Raw genomic sequence first — 21,246 nt, 5'->3', positions numbered from 1 at the left:
TGCGTATCACCTCTTCACATGTTCGAACACATCTATATAATCAGGAACAATCCGATCACCATCAATCAGAAGATCACCGATCGTTTCCATAGCCACATCATTAATTTCATCCAGCAGAAGCGCAGGCATCGTTCCATATTGCTCAGCCAGACGCATCAGCTCTGTATCAGGATTTGCGCCAAGTAGAACATGAATCGTTTGTACCTGCTGAGGGGAGAGTTCCTTGGCAAAGAGCAGCCATTCTTCATCCAGATCAGCCTCAGCAGACTCGTCCCACTGCAACCTAATCGATTCTACTTGCGCTCCTGTTGCAATCTCTACTGCAGATGGCTCCGACTCCATGGAACCTTCAGTTGGAGTGATCTCATTCCTTGCTTCCAGTACATCTACTGGATTACTTGCAACATTTGCACTGTTAACCTCTTCATCCTTCACTTCAGAAGGGTGATCATCCTCAATCGTAAGCGCCAATCGCACGTACTCACTTTCCTGTTGTAACGATGCTAATTTCTCTGTGTCAATCCGAATCATCGGTTGTTCCACAGACTCCGCCTGCTCGGTCGCATATGTTTTGTCCAGGTAACGTTCAATCAGATTTGCAAGTTCGGGATCAAGAGTCTGTCCTCGCAATCGGCCTCTGAATCCGAGCAGTTCACGAAGTTTATTTTCAGTACATCGATAGATCCGCGTAACCATCTGCACAAATTCAGCCTGTTCACCTATGGGCATATATCTGAACGATACCGATCTTCCATAAATCGAATCATCATAGACTGCTTTGCGAAACAGAATGCGCTCCATCGTGCGTTCATCGTTAGGATCACACTCAGGCAACAGTCCAACTTGTCGCGTACGTTCCAGGTACGAATCAACCAAGGCCATGACCCGCGGGATGTACTGCTCCATCACTTCTTTGCCGCCATCTCTGTAGAATTTACTGAGCGTAATATCGTAATCATAGTATCTTTGCAGCATATTCAGCGATATATCCGATTCATTATCCTGTAAAATACGTTGCAGCTCCCTATCCAGCATCTCTGCTGGCAGGTATCCGCCCGAAAGGCCCATAACCTCGGATAAGGACATCTCCATCTGATGGACCAGCACATAATCGACCATCCACTCTTGCATATATATATTTAATTGGGGCAACCGTTCACGGTAGTTCACCCATAGCTGCTTCAATTGATCATAACCATCCTGAGGATTCTGCCAGCCAATGCCGTTAATTAACTCGTAAATATGAACAAATAGATAAGACAGATCGGTATCCGGATATCTCCCCTCACGTACTTCCTTCCTCCAAAACATATACCACTTGCGCTGGGCTTCGTTCATCACGCCATACGTTGGCCAGTAACTCATAAAGGGAACCCATGGGGAAACATCCCCCTCCATCTCTGCCCACTGCTTTGCTTCTTCTACAAAACGTTTCTCCGAGGACAATATGCCTCCACGATGCTGCATCGTATCATGTGCAGACTGCATAATGGTTGAACGATCAGGAACCGGAACTGCTGCTGTTTCAGGTTCTTCACTCAGATCTATCTCCATAAATTCCAATTGTCTTGAGTTGTCTTTCATAGAACGTTATCTCACCCTCCTCCAAGACAGAATACGAACAAGTGTATCCATAGGGATCATTATATCACTTGTCCTGTGTCTGCGGTGACGAAATTTAGACATTCCTGGACACAAAAAAGAAGGCATTCCTGCCCTCTTTTCATCATGTCTATTTAACTTTTTTCTGTCCTCTCCGTTAGGTGTAAATGTATTATTTCAACTTATATAGATAGGTTCCTTTTAATATATGAAAAAAAGTCCGCCCTACGTATTAATCCATTGATCTAATAGTCGGAATGTCTCTGATGCACTGTGTACCATGTTGTCATGATCTTCTGGAGTGCTGATGGACTGCTGCAGCAAACCTGTAAACTCGCTCCATCTTGTTCTTGTCTCAGAGCCGTAAGCATTGAAATATTCCAATCCACGATCAGCTTCAATGGGCAGGAACTGCGACAAACGCTTGGTCATGATCTGTCCACCGTTCGTGGACCCCTCAATTACATACAGGTATCCAAACAAACGGGCAGGTGTTGAAATATCCGGCAGTTCTTCACAGAGCGGAAGTTGGCTGATCTCTTCTTCACTGGCACCCAGATTTCGTAAATCTTTCTCCAACAGTCCAGCCTTGCCTCTAATCTCGATATCCAATCCCGTACTTCCCCAGAAAGGCTGTTGTACAGCCTGATCTTCCAGTGGTTTCAGGAATCCATAAAATTTCTCTAAATATGTTCTATATTCTTCTATAGTCACAGTTTGATTCATAATGGCTTTTGCATAAGGGTTCTGTTCTACTTGTCTGTGATAATGAGCTGTCTCGCTCTTCAGACGTTCCATAATAGTTGTTGCAGTCATCTTAGTTATCCCCTTTCACAATCTGTTCTATTGTTGCAAATGAACGCTGATCCTCAACTGATTCTCATTGCGCCTTAAAATAGAACTACTTGCGCTGCAATCAGCTCCATTTAATACAAACAAGGCTCTATGTAAGTATACTTATTCTTGTTTGAGAAAACTATATGAATCCGTCATTGTTTCACGTTAGATTATTTCCCGCATTGTTATGATAACTAGTTATAATTCATAGGATAAAAAAATAAAAAACGACCCCTGACGTCATGTTTGTCAGGAATCGTTTGATATAAAGATGATTTATTTATTTATTTGCTTGTGGGATCGGACCCCGAACCCCAGTTTTTTAACTTGTGTAATAGACTGATTAGAGCCGGAAGCAAGATTGGAAGCATGACAAAACTTAGCAAAACCAATCCGATGATGACAGAAATAGCTACTTCAATCAGTGTAACAACACCGGAAGGAATTAGTGCGGCGAAGGTACCTCCCAATATTACTGCCGCCGAGATCACGACCCCTCCTATATTACGGGAAGCTTCCGTAATTTTATGAATTGGATCTCCTTCAATCTCACGAGATTTCATCATGAGGAAGATACTGTAGTCCACACCAAGTGTAACAATCATGATCAGACTGAAGAAAGGAACGTTCCAGCTCAGATAGTCAACGCCAAGCGGGCCAACCATCAGCAATTCATTCAGACCAAGGGCCACATAATACGTCAGGAATAACGCACCTATAATGATTACAGTCTGCCAAAACGAACGAATAATGAACAAAAGTATCAATCCAATTCCAATCAGCATGATCATGGACGTCCGATTCAGATCACCTCCGGATAATTCTTTCATATCCAGGTTCTGTGACGGTATGCCGCCCAGTGCCACTTTCGCCTCACTCAAATCCGTGCCAACCAAAGCCGTTTCCAACTGCTTTTTAAGATTTTGAACAACATCCATCGCTTCTTTCGAATAAGGATTGTCGGTCAAAATGATGGTGATTTCCGCTGTCTTCCGATCCGAAGACATATACATGTCGAGCGAACTTAGAAACTCTTCTCCTTTTAATACTTCTTCTGGAATGTAGAAGCTTTTCGCAGCATCAGACTGGCCAAGATGACCCAAATAATCTTCGGCATCACCAAGACCCTTCGACACATCTGAGAGTCCTTTTGTACTTTCGGTCAATCCGGATTTCAACTCACCCATTTTGTCCTGCAAATCGTTCAGGCCGCTTAACAACTGACTCTGTCCTTCATTAATCTGACCCAGCCCATCTTTCACTTCCAATGTTTTACCCGCTATCTGCTTGGTTCCATTGGCTCCAGTGGCCAAACCTTTGGATAGCTCACCAGCACCGTCTTCAAGCTGACCGACACCTACAGCAACCTGAGTCAGACCGCCACTAATTTGAGCCATTGACTCGTTGGCTTCCTTGAAAGAAACCATAGCTCCATTGTACTGCTGCATCAACGGGTCCAACTGTGTGTATAACGCGTTCAGTTCAGTTTGAGCCGCTTGCGAAATACCAATCACTTTTAGAGCATCTTCTTCTTGTTGTAACTCAGGGTGATTCGCAATTAGACGGGTCATGCTGCCTTCGATCTGAGCATAGGCATCAAGCGCTCCCTTAATAGCTGTCTTGATGCTTGTGAAAGTACCACGGAAGGAACCAAATCCCTGTTCAAGTTGCGTATACCCTTTTTGCAGATCACTGGCACCTTTAGACAGGACTCCAACCTTTTCTTTAAGGGTAGTAAGTCCGTTTTTCAACGTCTCTGCCCCATCTTTCCCATTATTCAGCCCATCAGATACCTGATTCATGGCGTCTCCCAATGCATTTACTCCAACTTGCAACCGGCTTGTCCCGTCAATCAACAGCTGTACGTTACTTAAATCATTTGATGACTGAAGCTGTCCAGCTGCAGAGGACAAACCTTCCTTAATTTCGCCCACACCATCGTTTGCTTTACCAATACCCTGATTAAGCTCCTCTGCTTGATCGTTAATATACAACTCTTTAATTTGGACTCCAGTTGGTCGAGTGACACTGTAAACCTCAGAGACACCTTCCACCTTGGACATCTTATCCGTTAGATCATCCAGTGCCTTCAGCAATGTCTGATTGTCCATTGCCTGCTCGGATTGCACAACCAATGTTGTTGGCGCTGAGAATCCTGGTGCATAATGCTCCATAATCAGATTAATCCCCTGTTTGGAATTGTAGTCATTATTGACTTCAAACAGGTCATTATAACTTAGTCGATTACTGTAACTGAATAATAAAGGAACACTAATCACCGCAACCAGAATGATTGCCAGGAAAGGTCTTCGTACCGATTGACGGGATAAAAATCCCCACAGTCGGCTGTCCGCATGACCTTCGAATTTTTTCGATGGCCAGAACATTTTTTTGCCCATGACAACCATGAAGAACGGGTTCAACGTATTGAGGACGATAATGAGAACCGCTACTGCGATCGCCACCGCAGAGGTTGCCTGATATAACTGAAACTTGGCAAGCAGGAGTGAAAGAAACCCGATGAATACAGCGATGCCGCTATACAATACGGTTCTGCCTGCTGTTTTAAATGTCGTTTTGGTCGCAAGAATCACATCGCCATCTTGTCTACTTAGTTCCTCCTTGAATCTGGTATATAACAGGATATTATAATCCGTACCAATACCAAAGAGGATAACGACCATAAATATCTGAGTAAAGTTCGAGAACGGAAAGTTAAACCAATCTACAAGATATCCCACAATAGCTAATGAAACAACGTAAGATATACCTACCGTGAGCAGTGAAATAACAGGTATGATCGGCGATCTAAAAATAATGATCAGGATAACGAGGATGAAAATGATCGCGATAATTTCTGTTTTCTGCACACCGTCTTCAATCGATTTACCAAAATCATCATCGATCAGGTCAGCTCCCGTCAGATATGTATCCACATCAGGGATGGCTGTAGATTCTTTTAATAGACTAATCACTTCCGAAAGAGGAATATTCTCATCTTTAGTGACGGTGATTTGAGTCAGGATCGTGGTTCGGTCCTCGGATATAAGCCGATCAGCTTGCTCTTCACCATCCAGATGGCTTGTGATCGTCTCAATATTCAGTTGCTTTTTCTGATTTTTCAGGTTGGATAAAACGGATTCGATCTCCGTCTTTTGCTGGTTCGTTAATGCTTGTGTATCTTCTCCACTATTAAATACAGCAATGATGGAATAAGTATTCCCGCTATCCTTATCCATATCTTTCAACATAGTCGCAGCAACCTGGCTTTGTGCCGTTTCAGGAATTGAAATCTGTCCTTTTTCTTTTACCAGTTGACCAAAATCAGGCATCGCCACTACAGATACGAGAGTAATGAGTATCCAAAAAATCAGGGAAATCGTTCTGGGATTCCTAAGTTTATTCATGATTTATCTTCACACACCTTATGTCTAGTATAGGAATGAATATTCATTCCGTTTATGTTGTAAAAAAGGCCAATAGAATCAATGGACTCTAATGGCATTCCACAGGCACTCCTCAAGCTGGTTCATTAACTCCGGCGTCGCTTCCAGGAGACCTTTGTTAAAGTGTTCAAACAAATGTATGAAAGCACCGTAGACTATATTCATTAAAGCTTCTGTAGGCAGTATAAGAATGGCTCCTTGCTGCTGCCCCTTATGTATGCATTCATTCAGAAACCCCATAAATTCATTGACACTTTCCTTGCTTTCATCGTGAAAATGCAATGCATTACCCGTAGAATTAATAAACTTTAAGCGATCCGGGTCGGACTCTGCGAACTTGAACAATCCACGAAAAATATGATGAAACTGGTCACGTACAGGTATCGGCTCATTCGGAAATCCCTGTTTTAAGGCATCAAGAAACTCCCTGATACTTTTCTGAAAAAGTTCATTCAACAATACTTCCTTGTTCGTGAAATAACGGTAAATAGTTCCTGCTCCCACCTGAGCCGAATCGGCAATCATCGGCATGGTTGTTGCATCGAATCCCCGCTGAGCAAAAAGCGTTAAAGCAGCTGCAAAAATATCATCTTTTTTGCTGCTTTTAGCCATGTGGCTACCCCTCCTTTACATAGGAATGAACGTTCATTCCGTTATGTTTGATTAGTATAACTCCTTTTGTCACTTCAAGCAAGACCTTTCTATTCTACTGTTTATTCTTCAAAATGATACAATAACTATAAAATCTATTATTTGGGAGGACTTATGTTCATGAATATAACCATTCAAGACATTATACAGTATCTCACAGCCCATGTAGAGTTACCGGAGAACACGGTAGATCGGCTGATTACTGGCTCGTCCGACCAAACGGTCACAGGTGTGTTTGTTACTTTTATGCCCACTCAACATGTCATTGAACATGCCATACAGCGTGGGGCGAACTTGATCATTGCGCATGAATCTCCGTTTTACAACCATCACAGTCATACGGATTGGCTTGCAAATGATTCGGTTTATGTGGACAAAAGAAAGTTGATCGACGATGCAGGCATTTCCATCTATCGATGTCATGATATCATCCACCGCTTCCAACCGGATGGCATTACCGAAGGACTGATTCAGGCCTTGGGATGGTCCTCTTATGTGGAGCAACGACTAGCGGAAGCAGACATTCTTTTTTTTCCGGAAGGAAGCACCGTTGAAGCTATTGCTCACCATGTGAAAAGTTCCCTAGGCATCGATTATGTACGCGTTGTAGGCAATGCGGAAATAGTCTGTAGACGCGCAGCGGTACTGGTAGGTTTTCGTGGTAATGGACATGTGACGATTCCCTTGATTCAGAACGAGCAAGTGGACCTCATCATTGCTGGAGAAGGATTCGAATGGGAGACACCGGAATATATCCGTGATGCCGTGCAACAGGGCAAGTCCAAGGCACTGATCATGATGGGGCATGCAGAGAGCGAGGCTCCGGGAATGAAGCTATTGGCAGACAGGTTGGCAGAACGTTTTCCCGAATTGTCTGTTCGTTTTGTAGGCGAGAAGCCTTTGTATACTGTGATCTAATGATATGAATTTGATGTGTACGGAGAGGATCTTCTAGCTGATTGCATTGCTTCTAATCTCATTACCTATCCTACCCCGGAGTTTTGGATACTTACTATGCTCCGGGGACGCTGGGCAGACTCTCGTTTCATTTCTTGGATAACTAACGAACCTGACACACTCTATTTAGCGAATATTTGCTGATTTTCAAAAGTAACGAATCGTAGACACCCTATCCCTCCATTCCCCCTGTTTTATAGCCACTTTCTACCCGACAAAGCCCATTTAACGTCGCTGAGATTTGTTAGATTTCTCAATTCAATTGAATCAGTACAATAAGGTGTCACTGGTTCGTTAGATTATGATGAAAAATGAGTACTGAGCACATATGCCACGCATCTTTTAATACCCCATCTGGATTTCCCGAGTTCTTTATTGTACTCTAAATGCTGTGACTTCAAAGCTCAGGACATTTGTCCTTGGCGTTCAGAGTCAATTTATCATTTAATAATAGAAGTCGAAGTGATTGAATAAGGAGCGTACATATGAGAGGAATTATTTTTGCATTACTGGGCGGCGCGTGTATCACGCTCCAAGGTGTTGCCAATACTCGGATTAGCACCGACATGGGCACATGGCAGGCCGCTACGATTACACAACTGACGGGATTCATCTTAGCGGCGCTGATACTAATGTTTGTTAGAGACACCAACCTTCAAGGACTCAAACAAGTAAAACCTATGTACTTGGCTGGAGGTGCTTTTGGCGCCGTCATTATTTTCAGCGAAGTGACGGCCATTCAGCAAATTGGGGTTACATTCACGATCTCGGCTCTGCTCATTGCTCAGCTGTTCCTGACTTTTCTGGTGGATAGTAACGGATGGTTCGGCGTGGTGAAACAAAAGATGAAACTGCCGCAATTTCTGGGCATTGCCTTAATGGTGACTGGTGTCATTATTATGAAACTATAGTTTTTGAAAAAGGATTGAAACATATCGTCGGGGGTGAATAACAGCGTGCAAGAGATCCATAACGAGCAACAATTAATACAATATCTGAAGCAATATCAACTCGAAACTGTATTTCACGAGCCCCTGCGTACACATATGACGTTATGCCATTTCGAGAAGTGTGAATTGATCTGTCGTGAAGGGGAAACTTCCGAATATTTGTACGTACTGGTCGAAGGTAAAATCAAGATTTTCACCACCTCCGCACAGGACAAAACGTTGGTGCTTTGTTTCAAAACACCGCTTGAAGTTGTCGGTGACATAGAGTATGTCCGTGAAAGCGATATTGTTAATACGGTTCAGGCCGTGTCACCTGTGGTGATGCTTCGCATTCATTATCAATGGCTCGCTGAGCTTGCCAGCGATTATGCACCTTTGCTTAAATTTTTGCTCAAAATCATCTCACACAAATTCTACATTGACTCGAACTTTTCCAATTTCAACCTGATGTATCCCGTTGAGGTTCGTCTAGTCAGCTACCTGCTCTCCATCTCAACAGAAGAAGCGGGCAACGTCGTTCATGAAGAGCTGGACGCGTTCAATCTGACCGACATCGCGAATCTGATCGGCACCAGTTACCGACACCTGAACCGGGTCATCCAGAAGCTCTGTGCAGACGGGTTAATTGAACGACATCAGGGATTGATTATGATCAAGGATCGAGCGGGTCTAAGGGAAATAGCAGCTCACAATATTTATGAATAAGGAGTTCGACAACCATGTTAATCACAGGTATTTCGCTTGCACTAATGGCAGGTGCACTTGTCAGTCTGCAGACGATTTTTAATAGCAAAGTCAATGAACGTACCGGTTCATGGTCCACAACAACGATGGTGCTTTTCACCGGGTTTATTGCTTCTTTCCTCATCTCTCTGCTAGTCGAGGGCAAAAATACATTCAGCTTCCAGCATATGCAGCCCTGGTACTGGCTCAGTGGAGCCATCGGCGTTGGCGTGGTCTTCTGTCTCGTGCAAGGGATGAAGCTACTTGGTCCCACATATGCCATCTCGATCGTGCTAACATCCCAACTGAGCTTTGCTCTATTGTTTGATTCCATGGGATGGCTCGGTCTGGAGCAAATTCCTTTTTCGTGGAATCAGCTGCTCGGTGTACTTGTCATTGTTGGGGGAATTGTGTTGTTCAAGTTCGGTGGAAGTAAATCGGAAAAATCAGAGCAGTCCCCTGGAAAACTTCAGTCTGACTCATAAACGAACAAAAAAAAGAGTGTCCGTCCAATCCCGCAGATTGGTCAGACACTCTTTTTATGCAATCAAACCACCACGTATCGCCTCGTTCTTTTAAACGAACTCTACGTTATGGTAGACCTGCTGAACATCTTCAAGGTCTTCAAGCGCATCAATCAGTTTCTCGAACTGAGCTTGTGCATCCTCTGGAAGTTCAATATGGTTTTGCGCAAGCATGGTCAGCTCGGCTACTGTGAACTCAGTAATACCAGCAGCTTTGAATGCTTCTTGTACAGCGTGGAATTGATCCGGTTCTGCATATACAATTACAGCATCGTCTTCGTCCACGATATCACGTACATCCACATCTGCTTCAAGCAAAAGTTCCAGTACTTCCTCGGAGTTTTTGCCTTCTATACCGATAACCGCTGTTGGATCAAACATGTAAGCAACAGAACCACTGACACCCATGTTGCCAGCGTTTTTGTTAAACGCAGAGCGCACTTCCGGCGCTGTACGATTTACATTGTTGGTGAGTGCATCAACGATGACCATCGCACCATTCGGTCCGAAGCCTTCATAACGCAGCTCTTCATAATTCTCATCCCCGCTGCCTTTTGCTTTTTCCATCGCACGATCAATGATGGCTTTGGGTACATTATACGTTTTGGCACGTTCCAGCACGACTTTCAGTGCACGGTTCGCTTCCGGGTCGGGTTCGCCCTTCTTGGCAGCTACATAGATCTCAACGCCGAATTTAGCGTAGACCCGGCTCGTGTTTGCATCTTTTGAAGCTTTCTTTTCCTTGATATTATTCCACTTACGACCCATATCGTTTCCGCTCACTTTCAACATGTAATCTGCTTTCTACTATGCCATTATATCTTGTTGAGCGTACTTCAACAAGTTAATACACACGAAATAATGGGAATAACTGCGGTGATTATCCATCTCCATTTGAAGATTAACCTCAGTTTATCCTCTTATAAATCTCTCAGCAGCAACTAACGTTACCTCTATTCACTCCATATATAGCAGACAAGAAGCACCCCATAAAGGAATGCTTCCGCCCTAAATCAGTCCTAATTTCAGTTATCTTACTCGGTCAATTAAGCGTGAAATTGTCGACCATCCAACACTTCAGGAACATAACCCGCACGAATGACAAAGTCTCCGAAATGTTCCCCTTCGTTGCGCTCTTTGGCATACTGATTCACCATTGGAGTTAACGTGTCCAGAATCTCAGTTTCACCAATGTTTTCTTTGTACAGCTTATTCAAGCGATGTCCGGTGAAGCTGCCACCGAGATACATATTGTATTTCCCAGGTGCTTTACCGATAAATGAAATCTCTGCCAGCATCGGTCTTGCGCATCCGTTCGGGCATCCGGTCATCCGAATGACAATCTCTTTGTCTCTCAGCCCAGCTTCGTCGAGTACAGGCTCCAGTTTATCGATTAGGGACGGCAAGTAACGTTCGGACTCAGCCATTGCAAGGCCGCAAGTTGGAAGCGAAACACAAGCCATCGAGCTTCTGCGTAGCGCAGAGTAATGTGCACCATCGGTCAGATTGTATTGCTGAATCAGCGCTTCAATCTTTTTCTTTTTCTGGCTGCTAATATTACCGATGATCAGATTCTGGTTTGCAGTCAGACGGAAATCACCCGTATGCACTTTGGCAATTTCACGTAAACCCGTCATGAGAGGATATCCATCAACATCCTTTACACGACCATTCTGAATGAACAGCGTGTAGTGCCATCTACCATTATTACCTTTTACCCAACCATATCGATCTCCGTTAGTCTCAAAATGATATGGACGTGCCGCATCCAGTTTCCATCCCAGACGGGTGGTCAGCTCTTCGACAAACCACTCCACACCACGATCATCCAGCGTATATTTGAAACGAGCATGTTTACGAACTGCACGATCTCCATAATCACGCTGAATCATAACTGTTTTCTCTGCCACATCAATCATTTGCTCCGGCGTACAGAAACCAATGACTTTGGACACCTGAGGATAGGTTTTGGCGTCACCATGAGACATCCCCATGCCACCACCAACGGAAACGTTGAAGCCTTGCAACTTGCCGTTCTCCACAATAGCAATAAAGCCAAGATCCTGTGAATAGACGTCCACATCATTGGATGGTGGTACAGCAATACCGATTTTGAACTTCCGTGGCAAATACACTTTGCCATAGATTGGTTCAACTTCTTCGTCCGAGTCCTGGGAATCAACCACTTTCTCTCCGTCCAGCCACAGCTCATGATAAGCCCGGGTCCGAGGGTCCAAATGATTGCTCACCTGACATGCCCACTCATACACTTCAGCATGCACATCAGATTGATTCGGATTCGGGTTACACATCACGTTACGGTTTACGTCACCACATGCAGCCAGTGTGCTTAACAACGAATCGTTCACTTCGCGAATGGTGTTTTTAAGATCCCACTTCAGTACGCCATGCAGTTGGAAAGACTGACGTGTAGTCAGACGAATCGTCTCATTCGCATATTTATGCGCTACCCGATCCATCATCAACCACTGCTCCGGGGTTACAATCCCACCGGAAGCACGCACACGTAACATGAATTGGTATGCAGGCTCCAGCTTGGATTTGTGACGCTCGTTACGCAGGTCACGGTCATCCTGCATATAACTACCGTGGTGTTTCATCAGACGGTTGTCGTCCTCTGGAATAGCCCCCGTGATACGATCAGCCAACGTTTCGGTCAGACTTCCGCGCAAGTAATCACTTTTGATCTTTATATCTTCCACATCGCTATTCGTGCGCTGTGGGTTAAGTAAGTTATTATAAACCATGCTGCTTTCTCCTCTCGTCTCTGCGGGATGGTGCAATCCGGCTGGGCCGGTGATTAATAGACGTCCCGCTGATAACGTTTCTCCTGCTGTAACCGTGTCAGATATTCCGATGCCTGCTCAGGCGATAAACCGCCTTCTTGTTCAAGAATCGTGGTGAGCGCAGCATGCACATCATGTGCCATTTTTTTCTCGTCACCACAGATATATACGCTTGCACCTTCCTGAAGCCACTGATACAGTTCTTTGCTGTGTTCCAGCATGCGATGTTGTACATACACTTTCTGTTCCGTATCACGTGAAAAGGCTACATCCATCTTCGTGAGCACACCATCTTTGAGCCAACGTTGCCATTCCGTCTGGTACAAGAAGTCCGTGGCGAAATGCTGATCTCCGTAGAACAGCCAGGTCTTGCCCTCTGCTCCTGTTTCTTCACGCTCACCAAGGAAAGATCTGAACGGCGCCACACCTGTACCTGGGCCAACCATGATGATCGGTGTATCCGGGTTCTCAGGCAGCTTAAAATTCGGGTTATGCTGTATATATACAGGCAAGGTGTCGCCAGCTTCGATTCGTTCAGCCAGATGTACCGAGCATACACCGTAACGTTCTCTGCCACGCGCTTCATAACGTACCGAGCGAACAGTAAGATGAACCTCATCCGGGAAAGACTTCGAACTACTCGCTATGGAGTACAGACGTGCGGGAATTTTGCGAAGAGCAGCTACAAATTCTCCGGCAGGAATCCCTTTCAGATTATAATCCTGAACCAGATCCAGCAGATCACAGCTATTCATGACCGTGCGGAATTCGGAACCATCTGCGAGTAACGCTGTCAGGCCACTCCCAGGATTCAGTTTCGCAAGTTGTTCCACGACCGGTTTCGTCACAGCTGTAATTTCAAAATAACGCAGCAACGCTTCGTGCACAGATGCCTGATCGCCGTTTTTACTCACGGTCACGCGTTCATCGGCATTCCATCCCATGGCTGCAATCAATTCATCTACAAGACGCGGATGATTCTCAGGGAATACCCCAAGGCTGTCACCTGGCTCGTAATCCAGGCTGGAGCCTTCCAAAGACAACTCAATGTGGCGTGTTTCACGGTCCGATCCTCTGCCATTCAGATTGAGATTCTCCAACACTTCAGCCTTGAATGGATTCGTGCGATCATATTCGGATTCCCCGCCGCTCACCGCAGCTGTAACAGCCTCAGTGGTTACCGTACTCGCAGCAGCAGATGTACTGCTTAAGGATGCCAGTACTTCATTCATCCACTCCGCAGCTGCTTCATCAAAATCAACATCACAGTCCACACGCGGTACAAGGGCTGTACCACCCAATTCCTGCAATCGTTTATCGAAGTCCTTACCTGTCTGACAAAAGAACTCATAGGAGGTATCTCCCAGAGCCAACACCGAGTAACGAAGTCCTTCAAGCTTCGGAGCCCGTTTGCTGTTCAGGAATTCATGCAGCGGAATCGCATTATCCGGTGGTTCGCCTTCGCCATGCGTACTGACGATGATGAGGAGATTTTCAATTTTCTTGAGTCCGTTCGGTTTGAAATCTCCCATCGATGACAACGTTACCTGAAGACCTTGCTCTTCAAGTTTCTTGGCCAGCTTTTTCGATAGGCCACTGGAATTCCCGGTTTGTGAACCAAAAAGCACGGTAACTTCCCGGGATACTGGCGGAGCACTGACAGGTGCAATACCTGTAGCTGGTGCAGCCTGTACCAGGTTATCTGGAGCTGTTATTGTCGCGCTTGCCTGAATTGCTGCAATATATCCGCTCAACCAAGTACGTTGTCCATCGGTCAATGTAGGAATAAGACGATTAAGCAGTTCAACTTGTTCTTGATTAAAAGGGCTGTTTGTCACTTGAAGTTCCACTGTTTGCCACCTCGCGCATTGCTTCGATTTTAATTCCGACTAAAATCATCACATTAATTTAATTTCTTCTCTCTAAAACCTAACACACCGGGTGTTGAGGGTCAATTTCAATGATTTTATAGCATTTATCAGTTTCGCTGATAAAGGACAAAAAACAACAAAAACCCTCCTTTTCAAATCAAGGACGGTTTTTGTTTTAATTTTAATTTGGCGGCCAGCTCAAGTTGAAGTTGAAAGTGGAATATAGTCACTAAAATGATCTCCAAGCACTCTGCTTTTATCTCCGTATACTCTGTCCAAGTGATTCTCTCCCCATAGACATATGCGGTCAATGATGTCCTGTAGTGTCAAGCCGTACTCTGTCAGCTCATACTCTACCTTGGGCGGAATCTGAGGATGAATGATCCGATGGATGATTTCATTCTTTTCCAGTTCACGCAGCTGCTGGGTTAAGACCTTCTGGGTAATGCCAGGAATGGCTCTGCGAAGTTCGCTTGTTCGTTTTTTACCTGATATCAGCTGATGCAGAATAAGAATCCTCCATTTTCCACCGACCAGTTCCAGCATCGCCTGCACACCACTCTCATATTTTTTCATTTCTTGTTCCACTTGTACTCCCCCATAATTCACATATATGTATATCCGTTATTAAAAGTAACCGAAGAACCCCAAAGTATCTACAGCACTCTCAGGTGCGTACTTCTCAAGAAGATGTCATGAAACTTATAATAACATTGGTCAGAATGTTTAACCAAAATAAAAAGAAAAAAGGATGGTTACTCCTACATGAAAGTTAAACTGGTCGTTACTCACCCAAGACAGGATTCCCTAACATTTGCCGTGATGAATCGTTTTATAGAAGGTATGCAGGAGAATTCCCATGAAATCGATATCCTCGATCTATATCATGACGGATTCGATCCCCTATATCGTGTAGAAGATGAGCGAGACTGGCAAAATCCCGATAAACAGCATGCCCCTGTGATTCGCAAAGAGCTGGATCGTGTGCTTGCGGCTGATGCCATTGTATTTGTTTTCCCGATCTGGTGGTACAACGTTCCCTCCATGCTCAAAGCTTATCTGGACAAGGTATGGAACATGGGTCTGCTGAACAAGGCAAACTCCAAAAAGGCACTGTGGATTGCACTAGCTGGAGGAACGGAGGCTTCATTCCATAAATACGACTATTACAACATGATTTCCAATTATCTGAATAATGGGATCGCAGGTTATGCAAGAATGCAGGAATCCCGAGTCGAATTCCTCTATGAAACCATTTCAGAATCCAAAGAACATATCGAAGGCTTGCTTGAGCAAGCATATCAAATCGGCAAACATTACAATTAAAAATTTACAAATATTACAAATAACAATTCACAGACATTACAGATAACAACTGCAAAACGATAGGAGGTTACTCGTTCGTTGAGTAACTGACTTTTCGCCCATGACGGGCGTACAATCAAGAAGGCTTACTCCAACCTGGGTTCCAGGTTAAAGTAAGCCTTCTTTTTCACACGCTACGATTCTGGTGTAACATCATTTCTTCCATACCAGTTTGCTCATCATCGCATATAACAACGTAGCCGATTCAGCTCGGCTCGCTTCGGCAAGTGGTTTCACCTCACCATTGTATCCGTGAGCGATGCCCAGATACACAAGTAATGCCACACTATCCCGGGCATAGGAGCGAATCTCGGAAGCATCGCGGAAACGAGTAAGGTTATCTGTTACAGCCGTCTCGGAGTCAACCAGTCCAGCCGCCGCAAGTGCCCTCACTGTCAACGTCATCATCTCTTGACGAGTGATCGTCGACTCTGGCAAGAAGCGCCCGTCACCGGTACCACTGGTGACACCTAGCGAACGTGCAGCTGTAACTGCTTCGTAGTACGGAGCCTTTTCGTTTACATCAGAGAACGCATTCCCGGAAGAAGCATTCAAACCCAGCGCAGTCATCAACCATTGCATGTATTGGCCGCGGGTCATCTCCTCTTTTGGATGTAACTGCGTGGAAGCACCGCCTGCCTCAGCATCAATTACACCTCTAACAGCCAAAGCCTCCATTGCTTTCTTGGCCCACTGCACTTCTGCAAGATCTGCGAATGTCTGCTCCACAGGCACAACAGCATAATTTCCAGTGAGTGATGTTACAGAAAATACAAGCTGCCCGCTGTTTGGATCGTAGTAACTTTGCGGCAATGGGGTTGCCACACCGTTCGCACCAATGGCAAATGCTACAATCCGATCCTGCTGAGCATTTTGTGAGGATTGGAAAGGCAGACGAAGTATTAACTCGCTTTCCGATGGCCATGGTTGACCATCCAGTTGAAGTTCAAGCTGGACTCCATATTGCGTGCCAAGCTGATCTGCGACTGTTTTTGGCAGCTCCGTTCTGACCAATCGGATTGATGCAATCCCATCACCAACTATATCTTTTGTTAACAGTGTCGCGGGAAGCTCCAACATTCCCAGCTCTGTAACAATGTTGAACACATGTGACTCGCCCTGATCTATTAACGCAGAGGCAGGCAGAGATACTTCATATACCGTTGCTCCCGAAACCGGCTTCAGCCGAAGTTCGACCAAGCGCTGACCCGCATCTGTTGAGGGGGCAACTTTAAAAGCATCTTTAATCGTTGAAACATCCACGTTGGACTGCACTACACCCTTCTGATCAGACTGTCCCTGCAACTCCAGAACAGAACGGTCCTTCTCCGGTTTAGGTTGTGGTACCGCATTCTCTGCACTTGAGTTACCACTTCCGGATTGTCCACCATTGCTGGATGAACCAGAACCATTTCCTGGATTTCCACCGGAATTGCCACCCCAACCAGGGTCCGTGCCTCCAGGGGAAGGAACAGATGCTGGCACCTTCACTGTCAACGGTATAGTCAGGGCTCTACTGTCGTCAGAAGTTCGAGTAATTTCCAACTCCAGTGTTACTGTTGTTTCCTTGGATGGTGGGACAATCGTTCCATCGGTTTGAATGACCGACGGTACCGAACTGGAAGCGATCTTCACCGTGAACCCTTGCGGTACGGATGGTAACTTCAGTTTTTTCGCACCTGCCGAAGGCTGTTCCAATGCTGTGATGCCTGTAGCTACATCGGCAGCGCTCTGCTGAGCCGTGTGCACCTGATAAGCGGAAGATACACCTCTCAAGGATTGCCCCGTCGCATCAAAAGCTTCCACTTTGTAATAATATTCTGTGCCGGGGTTCAGTTCACTGTCCGTGTACTTCCGTCCATTGCCACTGTAAACCACCTTATACTCACCTTTTTCACGATCTGAGCGGTAGAGTTTGTAGCTTGCTGCACCAAGATGAGCATCCCAGTGAAGCGTTGTGCTCGTTGAATCTAACGCATCAGCATTAAGGCCAGCACTGTCATTGACAGGTGGCGCGGCATCTGGCTTAACGATCATAATCCAACTAATCATCGGGTCCTGCGATGCCGTGTTGCGTACGGTCAGCTCCAGCTTGTTGTCCGACACACTAATGCCTTTGTGCGTTCTCACACTGGCCGGTGTAAAAGTGACTGCACCCGTATTGGTGCCATTGATAAGGAAATTCGCTCTGCGCGATGCATTCGTCCATGGATCGTTGAATCCGGCATATACATCGTATGTCCCGTTTGGCACATCAAATGTATAGGTTAAGTCCGTGCCTTTAGGGGAATTGCTGACATTTCCACCGTTCAGATAACGTACGGTCGAGAATATATCCCCGCCATTCGAACCGGATGCCAGTGCATCTGCGCTGACATAACCCCAATTACGTCCCTCAGCCGGAGCGTACATCTGGTCCGCCGTTCCCGGGTTCGCAAGCGTTCCTTTCATATAAGCACCCATGAGACTATAATCAGCCGTTTCGTAACCTCCGCTATTCACGAAATAGAGTGTATTCTCCGGAATGACATTTACGCGAACTGCCTGCTTTTTGTTGTTATATTCCGGTGTCGTTACCTGTAATGTGAGCGGTCCTGGCTTGGCAAAATCCTCTGCCGTCATGGCCCGGTTATCAATCGTCCATACTGCTGGCGTTGATACCAGTGCTCCACCGTCGCGCACATTCAATGTTGTTGGCAGGGATGGTACTTTGCCTAACGCCACGGCTTCTGGCAACGGATCAGCAATATCTACCTTGCCCATCGAACTCAGCAGATCAGGTGTCCAGCTGTTATACCACTTGATCGCGATGTCGGAGCCTATTCCAAACTCAATTGGCAAGAACACGTATTTTGCAGCGTCATTTGAGAAATTGCCACCATTCCATGTATCCCCCACATAAATGAATTTGCCTTTTTCCGGATCGACCGGAATGACGGAAGTGGTCTGTGTGCCAAATGCTTTGCCTGGATCAGGATCGGTTGGCAACGTGCGCACGAACGGATTGGTCTGCGTTGACCACGGGCCAAAGATGTTGTCCGCCACCGTCACTTTGTTTTCGTTAGGGGCCCAGCCAGAAGCTCCGGAAGTCAAAATATAATATTTCCCCTGATACTTGAACATCGCTGGTGCTTCGCGTTGCCCTCCCGGGAACACACGCACGTAATCGACGCCGTATTCCGCCTGATAGGTGGAATCTCGTACCGGATTGCCTTTGTCATCCGTTCGTCCTTCCTTATGCCACCCTGTTACGTCACTGTAGTCTTCATTCAGTTTGGAGATATAGAGTGTCAGGTTTTCCTCACTGGAGTAGATCAGATAGCCAGTGCCGTCATCGTCCTTGAACAACGTCATATCACGTGCCATGCCCTTATCGCTTGGGAAGTAATCTTTCTCCCCTTCAGGAGCTCTGTCCATCCGGTAACTCTTCTGATACACAAAAGGCCCTGTTGGAGAGTCGCTGATCGCATAACCGGCCCGCGCCTTACCGTAATTCGCATTATCGTTATAGGGGTCCTTGTCGCCGTCCATGTGGGCCCACATCACATATTTCTTCGTTTTGTCGTTGTAGATGACCTTCGGTCGTTCAATAATCCGTCCTTTGCGGATATCTGCCCAGATATCCACGCGGTCTTCACGCCCCGCATACAATTTGGAGATCAACGGGTCATTGTCAAAATCATCCATGGATTGAAGTGTTGTTAAAGCCATGCCTTCATCCTTCCAATTCATCAGATCCTTGGATGAATACACACGCACACCAACAGCTGGCCAGCCGCCCTTATGATATTCGCCATACCAGTAATAGGTCTCCGTCTGTTCATCATAGAAAAAGCCAGCCCCATGAGCATCAATCGGCTTCCCGTCCAGATCTGGCCACAATTGCCCCGGTGTAATGCTTGTACGAATCGTCGCAACACCACGCGGTGCGGATGCTGGAGAAGTTACACCGTCCACGGTCGCCTGAATGATGTAAAAATATCCTGTGCCCATCGTTAGACCGCTATCGTTATACGTGTTTTCTTTGCCACTATAGACCTGCTGATATGTACCCGTAGCGCTGGTTGCACGGGACACGGTATATGTTACATCAGATCCAGGCAGGACATTCCACCCCAGAGAGATTGATGTATCCGTCACAGCTGTGGCGGCGAACTCTGCTGGAGAGTCAATGGAGTACGTCGTGGCTTCTGCAACAGTGAATGCTGACTCACCTGCTGCATTATAGGCCGTCACACGATAGCTGTAGCTGGTGCCCGGCTCAAGTGCATTATCCGTGAATGTGAGCCCTTTACCTTCATAGATTTGCTCGTATTGCTCACTTCCAGCTTCGGCCCGAACCACGCGATAACCAGTTGACTTGTCCACAGCGGACCAAGATAGCTTCACGCTTGTGGCATTAGGTGCTTCGGCCTTTAATTCGCCAGGAGCCTGTGGTGCCGCCGCAATCGTCCGAACTTCCAGAGGAGCAGTCCATAATGACTCGGTTAGACCTCCATATTCATAAGCAATCTTGTAATAATACACCGTATCCCCGCTTAATCCTTCATCCGTGTGTCCCAAAGTCCCGGTATTGGTTACCAGGGAATAACCGCCTTCAGGCGTAGAGGAACGGTACAAGCGATAGGCTGATGCACCCGCGATTTCAGACCATTGCAGTGAAACCGAAGACGCCGTCTGCTCAGCAATGGAGAGCTGAATATCGTTCCCAGCCGGTTGCTCGGCAATGATCACGTCATCCATATGTACCGACTGCCACTTATTTCGAATGCCAACAACACCTGACCCAATGGAAGAATCGTTTAAATCAAATACCAACCGATCGGAGCCATTTTCGGCGATATATCCTCGAATGGTGGCACCCGACAGCACTATTTTGAGTGTGTACCACGTATCTTTGGCAAACGCATAGTCCACCGTTTTCAACGTTGTATCGCCGTTATTCACCTTTTTGCTGAAGACCAATTTGTTGTTAGGTACCTGCATTTGAAAATAATAATAGTTGCTCTTATCCTGAAACCGCGGCAATATTCCCGGATATCCTTGACCGGCTCCCGTGTAAAAGCGCATGGACACGGTCATGTCCGACATGGAGTCTCCAGTAGAGATGATGCCTTCATTGGTATCGCTCTGGAAAAGCGTAAAGTTGGACGCATCTGTCGGGTCAGCGAACACTTCCCAGTTGCCTGAGCTTACGTTCCACGCGGGTGATTCCGTGTAATTCCCATCCGAAAAATCGTCCTGCAACAATGTGGCGGGTATACTGCTCAGATCGGCATACGCCTTACTCGGCAGCATCAACGGTCCCGAAGACAGCGCAAGTGTTGCTGATAACATAAATATCATGGGTTTCCTGAGTTTATCCAATGTTCATTCTCTCCTTTGGCGTGAAAGATGAAAGCATGGTTCTTGAATCCGCGCGGTGTTATTGCTCAGCCTATCCTCAGCAACCAGTGGTCAGTAACGAGCTTTTCTCCACCTCCTTATTTTAATGAAACCGGTTTCATTGGAGT

General features: G+C 46.0%; 14 protein-coding genes. 5 read left to right on the top strand and 9 right to left on the bottom strand.

The window, feature by feature from the left end:
- Positions 1 to 6: 6 nt before the first annotated feature.
- The 4 genes from MKY95_RS14295 to MKY95_RS14280 all read right to left on the bottom strand — a co-directional run bounded on the left by MKY95_RS14295 (position 7) and on the right by MKY95_RS14280 (position 6,497).
- Complete coding sequence (locus tag MKY95_RS14295; protein WP_076318048.1) at positions 7 to 1,584, bottom strand: TerB N-terminal domain-containing protein; 1,578 nt, start codon at positions 1,582 to 1,584, stop codon at positions 7 to 9.
- 243 nt (positions 1,585 to 1,827) lie between these two features.
- Complete coding sequence (locus tag MKY95_RS14290) at positions 1,828 to 2,418, bottom strand: biliverdin-producing heme oxygenase (protein WP_076318049.1); 591 nt, start codon at positions 2,416 to 2,418, stop codon at positions 1,828 to 1,830.
- Positions 2,419 to 2,723: 305 nt separating this feature from the next.
- Positions 2,724 to 5,846 (bottom strand): MMPL family transporter, encoded by a 3,123-nt coding sequence (locus MKY95_RS14285; RefSeq protein WP_076318050.1) that lies wholly within the window; start codon positions 5,844 to 5,846, stop codon positions 2,724 to 2,726.
- A gap of 78 nt (positions 5,847 to 5,924) precedes the next feature.
- Positions 5,925 to 6,497: a TetR/AcrR family transcriptional regulator gene (locus MKY95_RS14280; RefSeq protein WP_017688759.1), complete on the bottom strand. Its 573-nt coding sequence runs from the start codon at positions 6,495 to 6,497 to the stop codon at positions 5,925 to 5,927.
- Positions 6,498 to 6,656: 159 nt separating this feature from the next.
- On the opposite strand from MKY95_RS14280, the gene MKY95_RS14275 reads away from it, so the two are divergent.
- From MKY95_RS14275 to MKY95_RS14260, 4 genes are all read left to right on the top strand, one after another.
- Positions 6,657 to 7,454, top strand: a complete 798-nt coding sequence (locus tag MKY95_RS14275) for a Nif3-like dinuclear metal center hexameric protein (RefSeq protein WP_076318051.1) — start codon at positions 6,657 to 6,659, stop codon at positions 7,452 to 7,454.
- 524 nt (positions 7,455 to 7,978) lie between these two features.
- Positions 7,979 to 8,404 carry a DMT family transporter gene (locus MKY95_RS14270; protein WP_036608521.1) on the top strand — a complete coding sequence of 142 codons (426 nt, stop codon included), beginning with the start codon at positions 7,979 to 7,981 and terminating at the stop codon, positions 8,402 to 8,404.
- A 45-nt stretch (positions 8,405 to 8,449) separates the two neighbouring features.
- Positions 8,450 to 9,148 carry a cyclic nucleotide-binding domain-containing protein gene (locus tag MKY95_RS14265; RefSeq protein ID WP_076318052.1) on the top strand — a complete coding sequence of 233 codons (699 nt, stop codon included), beginning with the start codon at positions 8,450 to 8,452 and terminating at the stop codon, positions 9,146 to 9,148.
- A gap of 14 nt (positions 9,149 to 9,162) precedes the next feature.
- Positions 9,163 to 9,651, top strand: a complete 489-nt coding sequence (locus tag MKY95_RS14260; RefSeq protein WP_076318053.1) for a DMT family transporter — start codon at positions 9,163 to 9,165, stop codon at positions 9,649 to 9,651.
- 90 nt (positions 9,652 to 9,741) lie between these two features.
- Here MKY95_RS14260 and MKY95_RS14255 read toward each other — a convergent pair whose 3' ends face one another.
- The 4 genes from MKY95_RS14255 to MKY95_RS14240 form a co-directional block, all read right to left on the bottom strand.
- Positions 9,742 to 10,458 carry a YebC/PmpR family DNA-binding transcriptional regulator gene (locus MKY95_RS14255; RefSeq protein ID WP_036608916.1) on the bottom strand — a complete coding sequence of 239 codons (717 nt, stop codon included), beginning with the start codon at positions 10,456 to 10,458 and terminating at the stop codon, positions 9,742 to 9,744.
- Positions 10,459 to 10,736: 278 nt separating this feature from the next.
- A complete protein-coding gene (gene cysI, locus MKY95_RS14250; protein ID WP_076318054.1) occupies positions 10,737 to 12,458 on the bottom strand; it encodes an assimilatory sulfite reductase (NADPH) hemoprotein subunit in 1,722 nt (573 codons plus the stop codon).
- A gap of 53 nt (positions 12,459 to 12,511) precedes the next feature.
- Positions 12,512 to 14,347: an assimilatory sulfite reductase (NADPH) flavoprotein subunit gene (locus MKY95_RS14245; protein WP_076318055.1), complete on the bottom strand. Its 1,836-nt coding sequence runs from the start codon at positions 14,345 to 14,347 to the stop codon at positions 12,512 to 12,514.
- Between the two features lie 219 nt (positions 14,348 to 14,566).
- Complete coding sequence (locus tag MKY95_RS14240; protein WP_280523071.1) at positions 14,567 to 14,956, bottom strand: winged helix-turn-helix transcriptional regulator; 390 nt, start codon at positions 14,954 to 14,956, stop codon at positions 14,567 to 14,569.
- Between the two features lie 177 nt (positions 14,957 to 15,133).
- On the opposite strand from MKY95_RS14240, the gene MKY95_RS14235 reads away from it, so the two are divergent.
- Entirely contained in the window at positions 15,134 to 15,694 is a 561-nt protein-coding gene (locus MKY95_RS14235; RefSeq protein ID WP_036608534.1) for an NAD(P)H oxidoreductase, read from the top strand.
- Positions 15,695 to 15,886: 192 nt separating this feature from the next.
- Here MKY95_RS14235 and MKY95_RS14230 read toward each other — a convergent pair whose 3' ends face one another.
- Entirely contained in the window at positions 15,887 to 21,070 is a 5,184-nt protein-coding gene (locus MKY95_RS14230) for an S-layer homology domain-containing protein (RefSeq protein ID WP_339199305.1), read from the bottom strand.
- Between the last annotated feature and the right edge of the window lie 176 nt (positions 21,071 to 21,246).

Origin of the sequence: Paenibacillus sp. FSL P4-0176 (assembly GCF_037975265.1) — a bacterium.
Taxonomy (GTDB): Bacteria; Bacillota; Bacilli; order Paenibacillales; family Paenibacillaceae; genus Paenibacillus; species Paenibacillus amylolyticus.
Note: the sequence above shows the minus strand (reverse complement) of the source record. Positions and strands in the feature narration are given on the sequence as shown.